General features: G+C 70.0%; 13 protein-coding genes. 7 read left to right on the top strand and 6 right to left on the bottom strand.

Annotated features, from left to right (window positions below; genetic code table 11):
• Positions 1 to 20: 20 nt before the first annotated feature.
• From AB0B91_RS38550 to AB0B91_RS38535, 4 genes are read left to right on the top strand one after another with little or no spacing between them, the layout of a single operon-like run.
• The gene (locus tag AB0B91_RS38550; protein ID WP_358330698.1) at positions 21 to 1004 is read left to right on the top strand and encodes an ABC transporter permease; all 984 of its coding nucleotides are present in this window, start codon (positions 21 to 23) and stop codon (positions 1002 to 1004) included.
• On the top strand, positions 1001 to 1876 hold the full coding sequence (locus AB0B91_RS38545) for an ABC transporter permease (RefSeq protein ID WP_219532257.1): 876 nt from the start codon (positions 1001 to 1003) through the stop codon (positions 1874 to 1876). Before AB0B91_RS38550 ends, AB0B91_RS38545 begins: the two co-directional genes overlap by 4 nt.
• Positions 1873 to 3897 carry an ABC transporter ATP-binding protein gene (locus AB0B91_RS38540; RefSeq protein WP_358330697.1) on the top strand — a complete coding sequence of 675 codons (2025 nt, stop codon included), beginning with the start codon at positions 1873 to 1875 and terminating at the stop codon, positions 3895 to 3897. Before AB0B91_RS38545 ends, AB0B91_RS38540 begins: the two co-directional genes overlap by 4 nt.
• 17 nt (positions 3898 to 3914) lie before the next feature.
• The gene (locus AB0B91_RS38535) at positions 3915 to 5615 is read left to right on the top strand and encodes an ABC transporter family substrate-binding protein (protein ID WP_358330695.1); all 1701 of its coding nucleotides are present in this window, start codon (positions 3915 to 3917) and stop codon (positions 5613 to 5615) included.
• A gap of 7 nt (positions 5616 to 5622) precedes the next feature.
• Here the strand turns inward: AB0B91_RS38535 and AB0B91_RS38530 are convergent, their stop codons facing one another.
• The 5 genes from AB0B91_RS38530 to AB0B91_RS38510 are packed head-to-tail and all read right to left on the bottom strand — an operon-like array spanning position 5623 to position 11794.
• Positions 5623 to 5772, bottom strand: a complete 150-nt coding sequence (locus AB0B91_RS38530; protein WP_358330692.1) for a hypothetical protein — start codon at positions 5770 to 5772, stop codon at positions 5623 to 5625.
• A gap of 29 nt (positions 5773 to 5801) precedes the next feature.
• Positions 5802 to 6950 carry a substrate-binding domain-containing protein gene (locus tag AB0B91_RS38525; RefSeq protein WP_358330689.1) on the bottom strand — a complete coding sequence of 383 codons (1149 nt, stop codon included), beginning with the start codon at positions 6948 to 6950 and terminating at the stop codon, positions 5802 to 5804.
• Between the two features lie 10 nt (positions 6951 to 6960).
• Entirely contained in the window at positions 6961 to 8064 is a 1104-nt protein-coding gene (locus AB0B91_RS38520) for an ABC transporter permease (protein ID WP_358330686.1), read from the bottom strand.
• Complete coding sequence (locus AB0B91_RS38515; RefSeq protein WP_358330683.1) at positions 8061 to 9530, bottom strand: sugar ABC transporter ATP-binding protein; 1470 nt, start codon at positions 9528 to 9530, stop codon at positions 8061 to 8063. Before AB0B91_RS38515 ends, AB0B91_RS38520 begins: the two co-directional genes overlap by 4 nt.
• Before the next feature lie 53 nt (positions 9531 to 9583).
• Positions 9584 to 11794 carry a LuxR C-terminal-related transcriptional regulator gene (locus tag AB0B91_RS38510; protein WP_358330680.1) on the bottom strand — a complete coding sequence of 737 codons (2211 nt, stop codon included), beginning with the start codon at positions 11792 to 11794 and terminating at the stop codon, positions 9584 to 9586.
• Positions 11795 to 12137: 343 nt separating this feature from the next.
• Between AB0B91_RS38510 and AB0B91_RS38505 the strand changes: the two genes are divergently transcribed.
• A complete protein-coding gene (locus tag AB0B91_RS38505; RefSeq protein ID WP_358330678.1) occupies positions 12138 to 12332 on the top strand; it encodes a DUF5999 family protein in 195 nt (64 codons plus the stop codon).
• A complete protein-coding gene (locus tag AB0B91_RS38500) occupies positions 12329 to 12898 on the top strand; it encodes an ATP-binding protein (protein WP_358330674.1) in 570 nt (189 codons plus the stop codon). The genes AB0B91_RS38505 and AB0B91_RS38500 overlap by 4 nt, the downstream gene beginning before the upstream one ends.
• On the opposite strand, the gene AB0B91_RS38495 is transcribed toward AB0B91_RS38500, so the two are convergent.
• Positions 12876 to 14969 (bottom strand): LuxR family transcriptional regulator, encoded by a 2094-nt coding sequence (locus AB0B91_RS38495; protein WP_358330671.1) that lies wholly within the window; start codon positions 14967 to 14969, stop codon positions 12876 to 12878. The genes AB0B91_RS38500 and AB0B91_RS38495 overlap by 23 nt on opposite strands.
• Positions 14970 to 15111: 142 nt before the next feature.
• Here AB0B91_RS38495 and AB0B91_RS38490 point away from each other — a divergent pair.
• The coding region (locus AB0B91_RS38490) for a serine hydrolase (RefSeq protein WP_358330668.1) at positions 15112 to 15317 on the top strand (206 nt) is incomplete at its 3' end.

The following is a 15317-nucleotide window of genomic DNA, read 5'->3' as shown; positions in this document are numbered from 1 at the left end:
GCGCGCCGAAGGGGAGGGCGATGGCGGGGTTCCTGGCCCGCAGGCTGCTCAACTATCTGGTGCTAGTCGCCGTCGCAGCCAGCCTCGCCTACATGCTCGCGGCGAGTGCCCTCGATCCGCGCTCCAACTACGCCGACCGGACGCCCAAGCCGCCGCCGGCCGTCGTCGACGCGCAGCTCACCGAGCTCAACCTCAACGACCGGACGCCCCTGATCCAGCGCTACGCGACGTGGGCGGGCGGTGTGGTGCAGGGCGACTTCGGCCGTACGGTGACCGGCGCGCCGGTCAACGAGGACCTCAAACGGCGCATGGGCGTCACCTTCCGGCTCGTGCTGCTCGGGCTCATCTGCGGCAGCCTGCTCGGGGTGGTCGTGGGAGCCGCCGCCGCGGTCAAGCAGTACGGGTGGTTCGACCGGCTGTCGACCGGGCTGTCGTTCCTGGTGCTCGCGATGCCCGTGGTCGTGCTGGCCAACGTGCTGATCCTGCTCGGCACCGTGGTCAACGAGCGGCTCGGCCACCGGCTCTTCCTGGTCAGCGGCGAATACAGTGACGGGCTCGACACCGGTTTCTGGGGGACGGTGGGGGACCGGCTGAAACACCTGATCCTGCCGACGATCTCATTGTCGCTGGGGCTCATCGCGATCTTCAGCCGCTACCAGCGCAACACCATGCTCGACGTGCTCGGCGCCGACTTCGTCCGCACCGCCATGGCCAAGGGGCTGAGCAGGAGCCAGGCGCTCATCCACCACGCCCTGCGCACCGCGCTGATCCCCGTCGCGACCTACTTCGCGTTCACGTTCGGCGCGCTGCTGACCGGCGCGACGTTCACCGAGAAGATCTTCGGCTGGCACGGGCTGGGCGAGCAACTGATCAACTCCATCTTCACGAACGACGTCAACACCGTGGCGGCCATCGCCTGCATCGCCGCCATCGCGGTGCTGTGCGCGTCGCTGGCGGCCGACCTGCTGCACGCCGCCCTCGACCCACGGGTGAGGGCCGGATGACGCTGCTCACCGCCAGCAGGGCGCCTTCACGGCTGCGGGTGGTCGCCTGGCGGTTCTTCCAGTCCGCGCAGGGGCGGATCGGCTTCGCCGTGCTCGTGCTGCTGTTCCTGCTGGCCTTCGCCGGGCCGGGCTTCAGCCTGTGGTCCTACACCGACAAGGACTTCACGGCCTTCCTCAGCCCGCCGTCGGCCGAGCACTGGTTCGGCACGCTGCAGACCGGCGCCGACGTCTACGCGGTGACGCTGCGCGGCATGCGCAAGTCGCTGATCGTCGGACTGCTGGCCGCGCTCATCTCCACCGCGCTGGCCGCCGTCGTGGGGGCGTTCGCCGGTTACTTCCCCGGCTGGCCCGACCGGCTGCTCACCTGGGGCACCGACCTGCTCCTGGTGCTGCCCGCGTTCCTGGTCCTGGCCGTCATGTCGCCGCTGTTCGGGGCGGGGCAGTGGGTGCTGTTCGTGATCATGCTGGCGCTGTTCCTCTGGATGGTCACCTCGAAGATCGTCAGAGGGATGACGATCTCGCTGAAGCAGCGGGAGTTCATCCAGGCCGCCCGGTTCATGGGCGTCTCGCCGGTGCGCATCATCTTCCGGCACATCATCCCCAACCTGTCGTCGCTGCTGATCGTCGACGCCACCCTCAACGTCAGCGCGGCCATCCTCACCGAGACCTCCCTGTCCTACTTCGGCTTCGGCATCCAGCCACCCGACGTCTCCTTCGGCACGCTCATCGCCGACGGCTCCAGGACCGCCATCTACGCGCCGTGGACGTTCTGGTTCGTCGCCGGGCTGCTGGTGATCACCGTGCTCGCGGTCAACCTCATCGGCGACGCGCTGCGTGACGCGTTCGACCCCGCCTCCCAGAGGCCGCGGTGACCCCCGTCCTGGAGGTCACCGACCTCAACGTCTCCTTCGGCGACGTGCTCGCCGTACGCGGTGTCGGCTATTCGGTAGGCCAGGGCGAGGTGCTCGGCATCGTCGGCGAGTCGGGCTCCGGCAAGTCCGTCACCGCGGCCGCGGTCATGGGCCTGCTGCCGCCGGGCGCCAAGGTCACCGGCTCGGTGCGACTGCACGGCAGGGAGCTGATCGGCGCCCGGCAGCGGGAGCTGACCGCCTTCCGCGGCAAGACCATGTCGATGGTCTTCCAGGACCCGCTGTCCGCGCTGACCCCCGTCTACCGGGTGGGCGACCAGATCGCCGAGGCCGTGCGCATCCACCAGAAGGTGACCAAGGAGCAGGCCGCGGTCAAGGCCGTCGAACTCCTCGACCTGGTCGGCATCCCCAACCCGGCGGAGCGGGCCCTGGCCTTCCCGCACGAGTTCTCCGGCGGCATGCGGCAGCGCGCGGTGATCGCGATGGCCATCGCCAACGACCCCGACGTGATCATCTGCGACGAGCCCACCACCGCGCTCGACGTCACCATCCAGGCGCAGGTGCTCGAAGTGCTGAAGAAGGCGCAGCGGGAGACCGGCGCCGCGATCGTCATGATCACGCACGATCTCGGGGTGGTGGCCGGGTTCGCCGACCGGGTGCTGGTGATGTACGCGGGCCGACCGGTCGAGGTGGGCGACGTGGACGACATCTACTACGCGCCGCGCATGCCCTACACCGTGGGGCTGCTCAGCTCGATCCCGCGCGTCGACAGGGACGGACGGCAGCCGCTCGTGCCCATCGAGGGCGCGCCGCCGTCGCCCGCCGCGCTGCCGCCGGGCTGCCCGTTCGCGCCGCGCTGCCCGATGCGCCTCGACGCCTGCGACGCGGCCGAGCCGCCGCTGTTCGACGTCGGGCCGGCGCACCGGGCCGCGTGCATCCGCTGGGAAGAGGTACGCCCACGCACCGCGGCCAAGCACGCGGTCCCCGTCCACCCCGGCGAGAGCCGGCCGCGCCAGGACCGGCAGACGGTGCTGGAGGTCGACGGGCTGGTCAAGCAGTACCCACTGCTGCGGGGATCGGTGTTCAAGCGCAGGGTCGGCACCGTCCACGCGGTGGCGGGCGTCAGCTTCGACATACGTGAGGGCGAGACGCTCGGGCTCGTCGGCGAGTCGGGCTGCGGCAAGACCACGACGCTGATGGAGATCCTGGAGTTGGCCGAGCCGCAGGAAGGCCGCATCGTCGTGCTCGGGCACGACACCGCGCGGCTCGGCGGCTCGGAGCGGATGGCGATCAGACGCGACATGCAGGTCGTCTTCCAGGACCCGCTCGCCTCCCTCGACCCGCGCATGACCGTCTACGACATCCTGGCCGAGCCGCTGCGCGCCCACAGCAGGGGCAATCCGGGCATGCGGGTGGCCGAGCTGCTCGACCTGGTCGGGCTCGACGCCACCCACGCCGCCCGCTACCCCCAGGACTTCTCCGGCGGGCAGCGGCAGCGCATCGGCATCGCCCGCGCGCTCGCGCTCGAACCCAGGCTCCTGGCGCTCGACGAGCCGGTCTCCGCGCTCGACGTGTCGATCCAGGCAGGCGTGATCAACCTGCTCGACGCGCTGAAGACCGAGCTCGGGCTGTCCTACCTGTTCGTCGCGCACGACCTGGCCGTGGTGCGCTACATCGCCGACCGGGTGGCCGTCATGTACCTCGGCAGGATCGCCGAGATCGGGCAGGTCGACGCCGTCTACGGTGCCCCCGCGCACCCGTACACGCAGGCGCTGCTCTCGGCGATCCCGCTGCCCGACCCGGTCCGCGAGCGCTCACGCCGGCGGATCCTGCTCGAAGGCGATCTCCCCAGCCCGGCCCATCCCCCGTCGGGCTGCCGCTTCCGTACCCGGTGCCCGAAGTTCAGGGCCGCGCTGACGGACGACGAACGCGTCTTGTGCGTGACCGTCGAGCCCTCGGTGCGCCTGCTCGATGCGGACCAGGGCGCGGCCTGTCACTACGCCGAAAAGCTCGAAGTCACTTAAGCGGGAGGATTCGCTCGATGAAAGCATCACGTCTGATCACGGCCGCCGCCCTGGCCGGGTCGCTGTGCGTGGCGGGCTGCGGCGGCGGTCCCGGGGGCTACGGCGGCGGCGCCGGCGGCTCGCGGGGGGACGAGATGGGCTTCAAGGCGTACGACATCAACCCGCAACCGCGTGACAAGGTCAAGGACGGCGGCACGCTGCGCTGGGGCATCAACGAGTTCCCCACCCAGTGGAACCGCAACCACGTCGACGGCAACCTCGCGGTGGCCGCGCTGGTCAGCAACGCGCTGCTGCCCGCGCCGTTCAGGTCCGACGAGAAGGCGGACATCACCCCCGACCCCAACTACCTGCTCGGCGCCGAGGTCACCGATCGCGACCCGCAGCAGGTCGTCACCTACACGCTCAACCCCAAGGCCAAGTGGTCCGACGGCAAGCCGATCACCTGGGTCGACTACCAGGCCCAGTGGAAGGCGCTCAACGGGACGAATCCCGCCTTCCACATCGTCTCGTCCACCGGCTACCAGGACATCTCCGACGTACGGCGGGGCCGCGACGACTATTCGGTCGTGGTGACCTTCTCCCGGCCCTTCGGCGACTGGAAGTCGCTGTTCGGCCCGCTGCTGCCGGCCTCCACCAACGGGACGCCCGAGGCCTACAACACCGCCTGGCTGAACAAGATCCCGGTGACCGCGGGGCCGTTCAAGTTCAAGGCCTTCGACCAGACGGCGAAGACGATCACGATCGTCCGCGACGACAGCTGGTGGGGCGACCGGCCCAAGCTCGACCAGATCATCTACCGCGCCTCCGAGCAGGACTCGCTGGTCGGCGCGTTCAGCAACGGCGAACTCGACATCACCGACGTCGGCCCGTCGGCGCCCGACTACGCGCGCGCCAAGTCCACCCCGGGCGCGGCCGTACGCCAGGCGGCGGGCCCCGACTTCCGCCACTTCACCTTCAACGGCTCCAGCGACCTGCTGAAGGACCAGCGGGTCAGGCAGGCCATCCAGCTCGGCATCAACCGCCAGGCGATCGCCCAGTCCGACCTGCAGGGCCTCGACTGGCCGATCACGCTGCTGAACAACCACTTCTTCATGAACACCCAGGAGGGCTACCAGGACAACGCCGGCGCCGCGGGCGCCTACGACCCCGCCCAGGCCAAGCGACTGCTCGACGCGGCGGGCTGGCGGGTGGCGGCCGGCGGCATCCGCCAGAAGGACGGCAAGCCGCTCGACCTGCGCTTCGTGGTCCCGTCGGGCATACAGATCAGCAAGTCGGAGGGCGAACTGGCCCAGAACATGCTCACGCAGATCGGCGTCAAGCTCACCATTCAGGCCGTGCCCAGCGACGACTTCTTCACCAAGTACGTCATCCCGGGGAACTTTGACATCACCCCGTTCGCGTACATTGGCACGCCTTTTCCAGTTTCGAGTAGTTATGGGATCTACGCGAATTCGCCGAACGGGCAGACCTGGAACGCCAATTTCGGCCGCGTGGGGTCGCCCGAGATCGACGCGGCGATGAACAGAGCCGGCCAGAACCTGGACCTGAAGCAGGCCCACGCGGACACGAACGCGGCCGACAAGCTGATCTGGCAGGAGGTCAACGTGCTGCCGTTGTACCAGCGGCCGCAGAACGTGGCGGCTCGGGCGACGCTGGCCAACGTGGGGGCCCGCGGCTTCTACGACCTCCGCTACCAGGACATCGGCTTCACCCGCTGACCGGGCCTCAGTGCCGCTTCGAGCGCAACCGGTCCAGGAACTGGCGGGCCTTGCGCTGGTTGTTCGGGTCACTGGCCATGCGCTTGGCCTTCTCGATGTTCTGCCGGCCTTTGGGGCTGCGCAGGTACGCGCGCACCCGATCCATGAGGGTTGCCATGCGCGTTCCCCTACCCAGGCAGGCCGGCCTCAGCCGTTCCAGATCCGTTCGTAGGCGGCGCGATAGCCCGGGGGGTCCCACGACGCGGTGTCGTCGACGTTCTGTGTCGTGGTCAGGTGCACGGGCGCGACGTAGCCGCTCGGGGGCTGACCGGCGAACGCGCGGTTGAACTCGTCGACGATCTGGCTGCCCTGCGCGTTCAACGGCTCGGGAACGGTCGCCGCCTGGAACTGCCGGTCCCGGATGCGCTGGAACGCCGACGGGTCGCCGTCACCCGCGCCGATCGAGAAGGGGGCCCCGTCGCCCGCCTTGCCCGCGGCGCGCAGGGCCGCCGCCGCGTCGGCGAAATAGAGGTCGTTGATGGCGGCCGAGTAGGTCCATCGATCACCCAAGCGCGACACGAGCGCGGAGACCGCCTGAGGCGTGCGGCTGCCCGTGTCAGGAAGCGGGATGTTCTGGTACGAGAGCAGCTTGACACTGGAACAGCTCAGCAGAGTCTTCTTGATCAGTTGTGACTTGTTCTCCGCGAAGGGGATCGAGGAGTCGGTGAAGATGACGACTCCGGCGGTCCCGTTCGACCGGGCGATGATCCAGTACGCGCTGATCCGCGCCACGTCCTCCACCCGGGTGGTGATGTTGGTGAAGAGTTTCGGGTTCCGGCTGGGCCCGGGCCGGCTCGTCGCATGCCACCCGATCAGCGGGATGCGCGCGTCATTGGCCTGCTCGACCTGCTCGGCCGTGGAGTTGGGGTCGAAGCCGCCGATGACGATCCCCGCAGGGCGCAGGGCGATGGCCTGGCCGAAGGCCGCCCGTACGCCGGTGGGAGTGCCCTGACCGTCGATCACCCGGACGTTCCAGCCGACGGACCGCCCGGCTTCCTCCACCCCTTTGGCCACCCCTGCGACACCGGGATTGATCATGGTCTCCGCGACGAACACGATGCTCTTGCCCCGGACCGCGCTGGGCCCGCTCGTGGGGCCGTCCCAGGCGTCGATGCCCTCGGCCCGCGCGACGGCCTGCTTGGCCGCGTTCAGGACACCGGGGCAGGTGCTCGCCGACCGCACGGGGTCGGGGGTGGGATCCGGGCTGGACGAGGCGCGTGAGCAGCCGCCGGCGAGCGCGGCGGCCACCGCCAGCGCTGACGCGGTGCGCGAGAAGCGGTTACGGGTGCGGTTCACGCTCGGCTCCTCACTCGGCAGGTGGAACGGTCCATGGCGGCGGCGGGCCGCCGGCCGCCGCGGCGGTGGACTCGGCCGTGGTCTCCCCTGACGGAGGTGGTGGCGTACGGCGCGGCGCGCCCGGCCCCTTGCGCAGCCGGCGCCGGGTCGTGTAGCCGACCAGCCCGACCGCGATGAGCAGGGTGATGCCGTTGAACAGCGGCGTCACCCAGAAGTCCGCCCCCAGTTGGCTGATGCCCGACAGGCCGATCGCGAGGATGGCGACGGCGACGACGGTACCGAGCGGGTTGGGCCGCCCGGCTCTGATCGCGGTGGAGCCGAGCAGGGCGGCGACGAACGCCGGCAGCAGGTAGTCGAGCCCGACGCTCGGATTGCCGATCTGCTGCTGCGCGGCGAGCAGGACGCCCGCGGAGCCGGTGACCAGCCCGGAGCCCGTGAAGGCGTAGACGACGTACCGGCGGGTCGGGATGCCGATCAGGTCGGCGGCGCGCGGGTTCGCGCCGATGACGTAGAGGTAGCGGCCGAGGGGGAGGCGCTCGAGCACGATCCAGAGCACCGCGGCGAGGAGGAGGACGTAGAACGCGGGCGCCGGCAGGCCCAGGAACTTCGCGTCGGAGATGCCGATGAAGTCCGTGGGCAGGCCTTCGGAGCCGGGAACGATCCGGGCGCCCTTGGTCACCCAGCCCGTGATGGCGTACATGACGCTGCCGGTGCCCAGGGTGGCGATGAACGAGTCGATCCGCGCGAACTCGACGAGCAGACCGTTGACCACGCCGGTGAGCGCTCCGCCGACGAGCACGCCGAGGCAGGCCAACGGCCATGGCCAGCCGGCGGCGATGATGAGTTGCAGGGTCAGGACGTGCCAGAGCCCGAGGCCGTAGCCGATGGACAGGTCGAACTTCCCCGTGACGATGGGGATCATCGCGCCCAGTGCCAGGATCGCGGTGATCGAATGAGTCGACAGGATCGACCTCAGGTTGGCCATGGTGGGAAAGGTGTCCGGCAGGACGAGCGCGAACACGATGAACAGGACGATCGCCAGCGCGAGCAGTCCGTAGCTGCCGATGAGGTGGCCGGCGGTGGGCCGTCGCCGGTGCGGGAGCCCCGTGGTCATCGGCGGGTCGTCCCGGTGGCGGCGGGCGCGGCCGACGCGGCCCGGGTGAGCGCGGTGACCGTGAGGGCGTCACCGGCCAGTTCGGCGGTCACCGTCCCCCGGACGAAGACGAGGGCGCGATCACACACGTTCACGACCTCCTCGAAGTCGGCGGAGCTGAGGAGCAGGGCCAGGCCGGCGGCCACGGCGTCGTCGAGGAGCCGGTAGATCTCGGGTTTGGCGCCGACGTCGACACTGGCCGTCGGCTCCTCCAGGATCAGGAGGTGACGGTTGGTCCCGAGCCAACGGCCGAGGACGACCTTCTGCTGGTTTCCGCCCGACAGGGTGGCGAGCGGCGCCTCGGTGTCCGCGGGGCGGACGCCGAAGCACGCGACGAGCGCCGCCGCTTCGGCGCGCTCCCGGTGCGGCCGGATCCAGCTCAGCGGTGACCGGCCGTGCGCCTTGGCGTTCGCCAGGAAGTTCTCCCGGACGCTGAGGTCCGGGGCGATGCCGTCCTCCTGCCGGTCGCTCGTCACGAGACCGACCCCCGCGCCGACAGCCGCGGACACCGACCTGGGCTGATACGGACGCCCGTCAAGCAGTACGCGGCCGGCGAGAATGGGGTGCGAGCCGGCCAGAGCACGGCCGAGATCCGCATGACCGGCGCCCGTGAGACCGACCAGACCGATCGCCTCGCCGGCCCGCAGGTCGAGGCTGATCGGGCCGGCCTGCTCGGTCCGCACGTCGGCGAGGCTCAGCACGACCGGTCCCGCGTCGCGACTCGGGCGCTCGTGGGGCGTCGGTTCGTGCCCGACGATGTCGCGCACGAGGCGGGCGCGATAGCCGCCGGTGAGGGGTCCCTGGCTGACGAGCCGCCCATTGCGCAGGACCGCGACCCTGTCGGCGATCGCACGCACCTCGTCGAGCCGGTGGCTCACGTACACGATGCCGTGACCCCGGTCGCGGAGCGCGCGCAGCACCTCGAACAGGCGGGCGCAGTCGGGCGTGGGCAGGCTCGCGGTCGGCTCGTCCAGCACGATGAGCTCGGCCTCGGCGGCCAGCGCGCGGGTGATGGCGACGAGTGACCGCTCGGCGCGCGTGAGGTTGGAGATCCGCTCACCGGGGTCGAGGGGGATCGCGAGGAGCCGGAGGGCGTCCGCGCAGCGGTCGCGCACCTGATGCCAGGAGATGAGACCGCCACGCCGGCGGTAGCCGGTGCCGAGGGCGATGTTCTCGGCGACGGTCATCCACTCGACGAGGCCGAGGTCCTGGTGGATGAAGGACATGCGGCGGGCGGCGGCCTGGCTGCCCAGCGGATGGCCGGCCACCACCACCTCGCCCTCGTCGGCGCGATAGATCCCGGCCAGGACCTTGATCAGCGTGGACTTGCCGGCGCCGTTCTGCCCGAGCAGACCGAGGACGCCTCCGCGGTGGATGTCGAGATCCACCCCCTCCAGCGCGGAAGTGCCGCCGAACCGCTTGCTCACTCCGCGGATGCGGACAAGCGGTTCGGAGGTGGTCGGCGATGCTTGGCTCGGAATCACTGTCTGCCGGCCCGCTGTCGCGAGCTCCAGGCTTTGGCGACCTGCGACCTGGAGGTGAAGCTCAGCTTGCGCAGGATGTTCTCGACATGGCCTTCGGCGGTGCGCTGGGCGATCACCAGGGTCTCCGCGATTTGCTTGTTGCTCAGCCCCTGTGCGACGAGCTCGGCGATCTCGCGTTCCCTGCGGGTCAGGACGGACGCGACGTCGGATTCCGGCTGGGCGCTTCCCGCCTCTCGCGACGGCTTCTCCTCCAGCGCAAGGGCGACGGCCTGGTCGAGCGTTAGCTCCGAGCCATATGTGAAGGCCGCGGTGAACGCTTCGTCCCTGAGGCTCTCCCGCAGCAGGGCCTCGCATCGGCTGTGCAGACCGGCCAGGTGCCCGAGTCCGGACAGCGACGTCTCGATCGACCGCCAGACCATCTGCGCGGCGCCCAGCAACTGGGCGGCGCGTTTGTCCCGCTGCTGATCGGCCACGATCCAGGCGAGTCCCTCAAGGCATTGGGCGATGCCGAGATGGTCGTTGCACCGCAGCTTGAGTCTCAGCGCGTCGCGCATCATGGGGAGGGCGGTGCCGGGATCGCCCCGCCGCCACCGGTCCAGGGCCGTGACCCACAACCCGTAGGAGACCGACCAGTCCGCGTTCACGCGCCGGGATATCTCCAAGGTCTCCTGGCAGAGCGCCGTTGAGCGGGCGTCGCCCATGAGGACGGCGGCGATGCTCAGCTGGAAGAGGGCGACCCATGCGTGGCCTGGGTGGCCCAGGGCGCGGCGGCGGGTCACCGCCTCCTCCAGCAGGGTGAACGCTCGCGCGAAGTCTCCGGCCAGCAGCGCGGCGAAGCCGGTGATGTGGACCGTGCCGGCGAGTTGCGCCTCATCGCCCAGCCGCTCGGCCAGCGCGCGCGACTCCTGCAACAGTGGTCGCGCGGCCTTGGGGTCGCCTTGCAGCAGGACGAGCCAGGCATCGACCCACAGGGCCTTGGCCCGCTCGGCGCTGGGGCCGGGCTCCTGCGCCAGTGCCCGCTCCAGCCAGTGGTGGCCTTCGCTGGGGGAGCTCCACGAGAGCCGGTGGCTCCACATCGCGGCGGCGATCTCCAGGCCGGCCCAGGCCTGGCCCGGCTCGCTCGAGCAGAACTCCAGTGCCGCCCGTACGTTGGCCTGCTCCTGGCGGATCCGGACGAGCCACTCCATCTGATGCTCGCCGAACCACTCGGCCTCCGCCCGCGCGGCCAGGTCGCGGCACCAGTCGCGATGCCGCAGCCGAAGCGCCGTCTTCTGCCGGGGGCCGGCGATCCGTTCCCAGCCGTACTGGCGGAGCGTCTCCAGCATCTCGTAGCGCATCCCGGAGCCTTGCGCCTTCCGCCGCAGGATCGACTTGTCGACCAGTTCGGCCAGCACATGGGGGATGTCCTCGCGGGCGATCCCGTCGCCCGAGCACACCTCTTCGACCGCTTCGAGATCGCAACCGCCGGAGAAGACCGACAACCGTTCCCACAGCGTCCGCTCCTCAGGGGAGCACAGGTGGTGACTCCAGTCCACCAGCGTCTGCAACGTCCTCTGCCGTGGCACCGCGACCATGTGTCCCCTCGACAGCAACTGGAACCGGTCGTTCAGCCGCTCGAGGATCTGTTCCACGGACAAGGCCCGCATGCGCACCGCGGCGAGCTCGATGGCCAGCGGAATCCCGTCCAGCCGCCGGCACAGTTGCGTCACCGCCACGCTGTTGGCCTCGTTGACGGTGAACCCCGGTACGACGGCCGCCACCCGGTCCGCGAACAGTCGCACCGCCTCGTAGCGCGCTTCGGCATCCGCGAGCACCGTCTCGTCCACCCCGGGCACCGTCAACGGCGGCACCTCCAGCAGGTGTTCGCTCTGCACCTGCAGCGACTGCCGGCTGGTCGCGAGAATGCGCAGCTCGGGCGCCGCGGAGAGCAGCTTGCCGGTCAGGATGGCGCACTCGATCACCAGGTGCTCGCAGTTGTCCAGGACCAGGAGCAGCCGCTTGCCCGACAGGTGTTCGGAGAGAGCGGCCACATCCGGGTGGTGGCAGCCGATCGTCTCGGAGATCGTCTCCGTGAGCAGCTCTTCGGCAGTGAGCGAAGCCAGGTCGATCAGCCACATCCCGTCAGGGAAGGCCCGGGACATCTCCGCCGCGACCCGCATCGCCAGCCGCGTCTTGCCCACTCCGCCGACACCGGTCAGCGTCACCATCCGCCCAGCGGCAAGCAGACGCTTGGTCTCGGCCAGCTCATGCCGACGACCAACGAAACTCGTCAATTCGGCTGGCAGGTTCCCCGCATGCCGCCGTGTCATTGCCCCCATGACAATTTCAGGCTAGCTCATCTCGGCCCGGTGAGTTCGCTGAGCCCTTGTGGACAGCCGCTCACCTCATGCCCTCTTGACCTGGGGTGGAGGCTGCGTCTACCTACCTACGTAGGTAGAAGTGGGTGTTCGTATAGGCATTTATCCCGTCCTGCACCCGCCGTTTGCCTGCGCATGATGGTTCCGTCAGAAAGAAACGCCGGGACACCGGCGAGGATATAAAGGAACGATCATGTGCCAGCACCAGCCCCGGTGCCCATCCGCATACGCCTTCGACCATGAGGCAGCCCGCCTGGTGGCGTTCCACCCGGAACAAGGGTGGGGCCTGCTGTGCAACGGCGTCGTGGTCTTCGAGGACAACGGCGAGATCCTGCCCGACGGGCGCTGCGTCGCAGCCCACCACGACTACTACGGGCGGGCGGCATGAACCATTACTCCGGATACGCGGTCATGGACGTGAGCGCGCCCCCGCAGAGCGACTCGCGGGACGCGGCCATGCCCTGGAACGGTCACACCTCGCTCTGGACCCGGCTCAAGGCCGGCGTCCGGCGCCTGGGAGGGTACGCCACCGGCTCCGACCAGGTGCCCGGCGAGCAGGTCGTCTCTTGGTGGCTATCGCCAACTATGTCCACAGTGCCGCGGGTGCGACGTCTCACCCGTGCCCGGCTGGCCGCATGGGGCCTCGACGAACAGGTCGAGGTCGCCGAGCTGCTGGTCAGTGAGATCGTCACCAATGCGCTACGCCATGCGCCAGGACCGTACCGGCTGACTCTCTATGCCACCGACGGCCTGCTGCGCGGTGAGGTCGAGGACGCGGGCGCCGCGCCGCTCCACGTCCACCACGCCCAGCCGGGCGACGAGCGAGGCCGCGGCCTGGACCTGATCGACCTGCTGGCCTGCTGCTGGGGCAGCGAATCCACCCCTGAGGGAAAGATCGTCTGGTTCGAACTCCCCACGCGGACGGCCGGGGTCAGCCATCGATCTCACAGGTGAGCACGCGTTCGAGGCCGAGACTCGCCCCGTCTCGGAAGCTCGCCGCGAACACCCGATCCCCCAGGGTGTCGCGGGCCTGTTCCACGCAGCGCTCGTGCCATCTCGCGTGGTACGACAGCCGCGTGGGTGAGGCGTCCACCGCCTGCCACAACGCGTGCGCCGCCCCCAGCATGCGGGCGGCTTTCTCATGCTCCTGGCGCGCACCGGCGATCCACGCCAGCACCTCCAGGCACTGCGTCAGGCACCACCGGTCGTTGATCTCCCCAGTGAACTCGGCGGCCTCCCTCACCAGCGCGTCGGCCCGCTGGTAGTCGCCCAGGTTCCACACGGCCATGCCGAGCGCCAGCTGGGCGTATCCGCGCGACACCTGCGCATGATGAGCCTCGCAGATCGCCAAGGCCTCCGCGCCGAATCGGGCGGCCCGGCCGGGATCCTCGATCGAACCGTACACGGCCGCGTAGTACAGGCTGAACATGACACCGTCGACGTCTCCGGCGGCCCGGAAGAGGGCGAGCGACTCCTCCAGGAGCGCGAGGCCACGCCGGGCGTCCCCGATGGAGCACGCCGCGACACCGGAGGTCCGGATGGCGAACGGCAGGACATCCTCGTTCCCCGGCCGCTGTGCGATGCGGCGGCATTCCTCAAGTCTCGGCATGGCTTTCGCCAGGTCGCCCTGCCGGAGGGCGAGCATGCTGTCCACCCAGAGCGCCGTCGCCCGAGCGCCGCTCGCCGCCCGTACCGGCTTCAGGGTGCGCTCCAGCCAGTAGCGGCCCTCGGTGAGGGCGCCGGCGAGGAGCCAGAAGGACCACATCGCCGACGCCGTCTCGAGCCCCACGAGCGCCAGGGCCGGGTCACTCAGGCACAGCTCGAGCGCGACGCGGAGGTTGGGAAGTTCTCGTTGCAGGAGCAGGTACCGCTCAAGCTGGTCGTGGACGATCGCGTCGATCCGGTGCCGGTCGACCAGGTCCCGGTAGTGGTCGACATAACGTCGGCGCAGTGCCCGCTCTTCGGAGGGCGTCAGCTGCTCGCACCCGTACGCGCGGATGCTCTCCAGCATGCGATACCTGAGCCCGCTCTCCCACCGCTCGCCGACCAGGACCGACTTGTCCACCAACCCGGTCACCAGATCGATCATCTCGGCAGGGGCGATCCCCGCGCCGGAGCACACCGCCTCGGCGGTGTCCAGGTCGACCCCGCCGGAGAACATCGACAGCCGGGCCCACAACCGCTGCTCCGCCGGTGAGCACAGACGGAAGCTCCAGTCCATGGTCGCGCGCAGCGTCTGATGGCGTGGCGTCGCGGCGGGGCTCCCCGCCGCCAGCACCTCGAAGCGCTCGTCCAGCTCGCGCGTCAGCTGTTCCAAGGGCAGGGCCCGCAGTTGCACGGCGGCCAGCTCGATCGCCAGCGGGATCCCCTCCAGGCGCCGGGCCAGCCGCGCCACGCAGGCCGCGTTACGCGTGTCCAGGGAGAAACCGGGCGACACGCTCGCCGCCCGCTCCACGAACAGGCGCACCGAATCGTGCCGGGCGATGCGGCGGAGCGGATGGCCGGGGTCCGGCACGGACAGCGACGGAACCGGCAGCACCTGCTCGCCGTACACCCCCAGCGTCTGTCTGCTGGTGGCCAGGATCCGCAGCCGGGGAGCGCCGCGCAGGAGCTGGTCCACGAAACGGGCGCAGTCGTCGAGCAGATGCTCGCAGTTGTCCAGGACCAGCAGCATCCGCTTGTCCGACAGATGGTCCACCAGCACGGTCATGGGGTCGGATCCCGCCTCGCGCAGGCCCAGCGCCCCGGCGACGATCGGTTCCAGCAGGTCACCGGCCTCAAGGGTGGCCAGTTCGATGACCTCCACGCCGTCCTTGTAGGTGTCCCGCAGGACCTCCGCGATCCTGAGCGCCAGCCGGCTCTTGCCGACACCGCCCGTGCCGGTCAAGGTCAGCAACCGGGCCTGCGACAGTCCCCTCCTGGCCGCGGCCAGCTCGTGCCTGCGCCCGACGAAGCTGGACCCGTCCAGGTGAGGACGAGCCCGGTTCACGGAACGCTCGTAAGCCTGCGATGCCACCCGAGTCATGACTGCTCCACCGGCTCAGGCTCTCGAGGCAGAACCGAGCCGACGTAACCACACTATCCCGGCCCAGTTGCGTACATCGAACCTCTATGCGTACAGTGTTCGCAGCAAGGGCACCGTGTACGCACTATCGAGGAGGATCCAGATGTCGACGAACGTGACCGCCCGCTGGCAGGCCCGGCTGGACGAGCTGCGCGCCGTCCACCACGTGCCGGGCGCGGCGCTGGCCGTGCTGGTCGACGGGCAGGTCCACGAGCTGGCCAGCGGGCTGCTGCACCGGGGGACCGGGGTGGAGGTGACGCCGGACTCCATCTTCCATTCGGGGTCGATCGCCAAGGTCTACACCGCCAC

This window comes from Nonomuraea sp. NPDC049141, assembly GCF_040648415.1.
Taxonomy (GTDB): Bacteria; Actinomycetota; Actinomycetes; order Streptosporangiales; family Streptosporangiaceae; genus Nonomuraea.
The sequence above is the reverse complement of the archived record's forward strand: the minus strand, read 5'-3'. Positions and strand labels throughout refer to the sequence as shown.

Bases quoted from the DNA above. Each gene is read 5' to 3' on its own strand.
- AB0B91_RS38505 (WP_358330678.1), top strand. From the start codon at position 12,138: ATGTGCCAGCACCAGCCCCGGTGCCCATCCGCATACGCCTTCGACCAT.
- AB0B91_RS38545 (WP_219532257.1), top strand. From the start codon at position 1,001: ATGACGCTGCTCACCGCCAGCAGGGCGCCTTCACGGCTGCGGGTGGTC.
- AB0B91_RS38520 (WP_358330686.1), bottom strand. From the start codon at position 8,064: ATGACCACGGGGCTCCCGCACCGGCGACGGCCCACCGCCGGCCACCTC.
- AB0B91_RS38550 (WP_358330698.1), top strand. From the start codon at position 21: ATGGCGGGGTTCCTGGCCCGCAGGCTGCTCAACTATCTGGTGCTAGTC.
- AB0B91_RS38530 (WP_358330692.1), bottom strand. From the start codon at position 5,772: ATGGCAACCCTCATGGATCGGGTGCGCGCGTACCTGCGCAGCCCCAAA.
- AB0B91_RS38500 (WP_358330674.1), top strand. From the start codon at position 12,329: ATGAACCATTACTCCGGATACGCGGTCATGGACGTGAGCGCGCCCCCG.
- AB0B91_RS38510 (WP_358330680.1), bottom strand. From the start codon at position 11,794: ATGGTGACGCTGACCGGTGTCGGCGGAGTGGGCAAGACGCGGCTGGCG.
- AB0B91_RS38495 (WP_358330671.1), bottom strand. From the start codon at position 14,969: ATGACTCGGGTGGCATCGCAGGCTTACGAGCGTTCCGTGAACCGGGCT.
- AB0B91_RS38535 (WP_358330695.1), top strand. From the start codon at position 3,915: ATGAAAGCATCACGTCTGATCACGGCCGCCGCCCTGGCCGGGTCGCTG.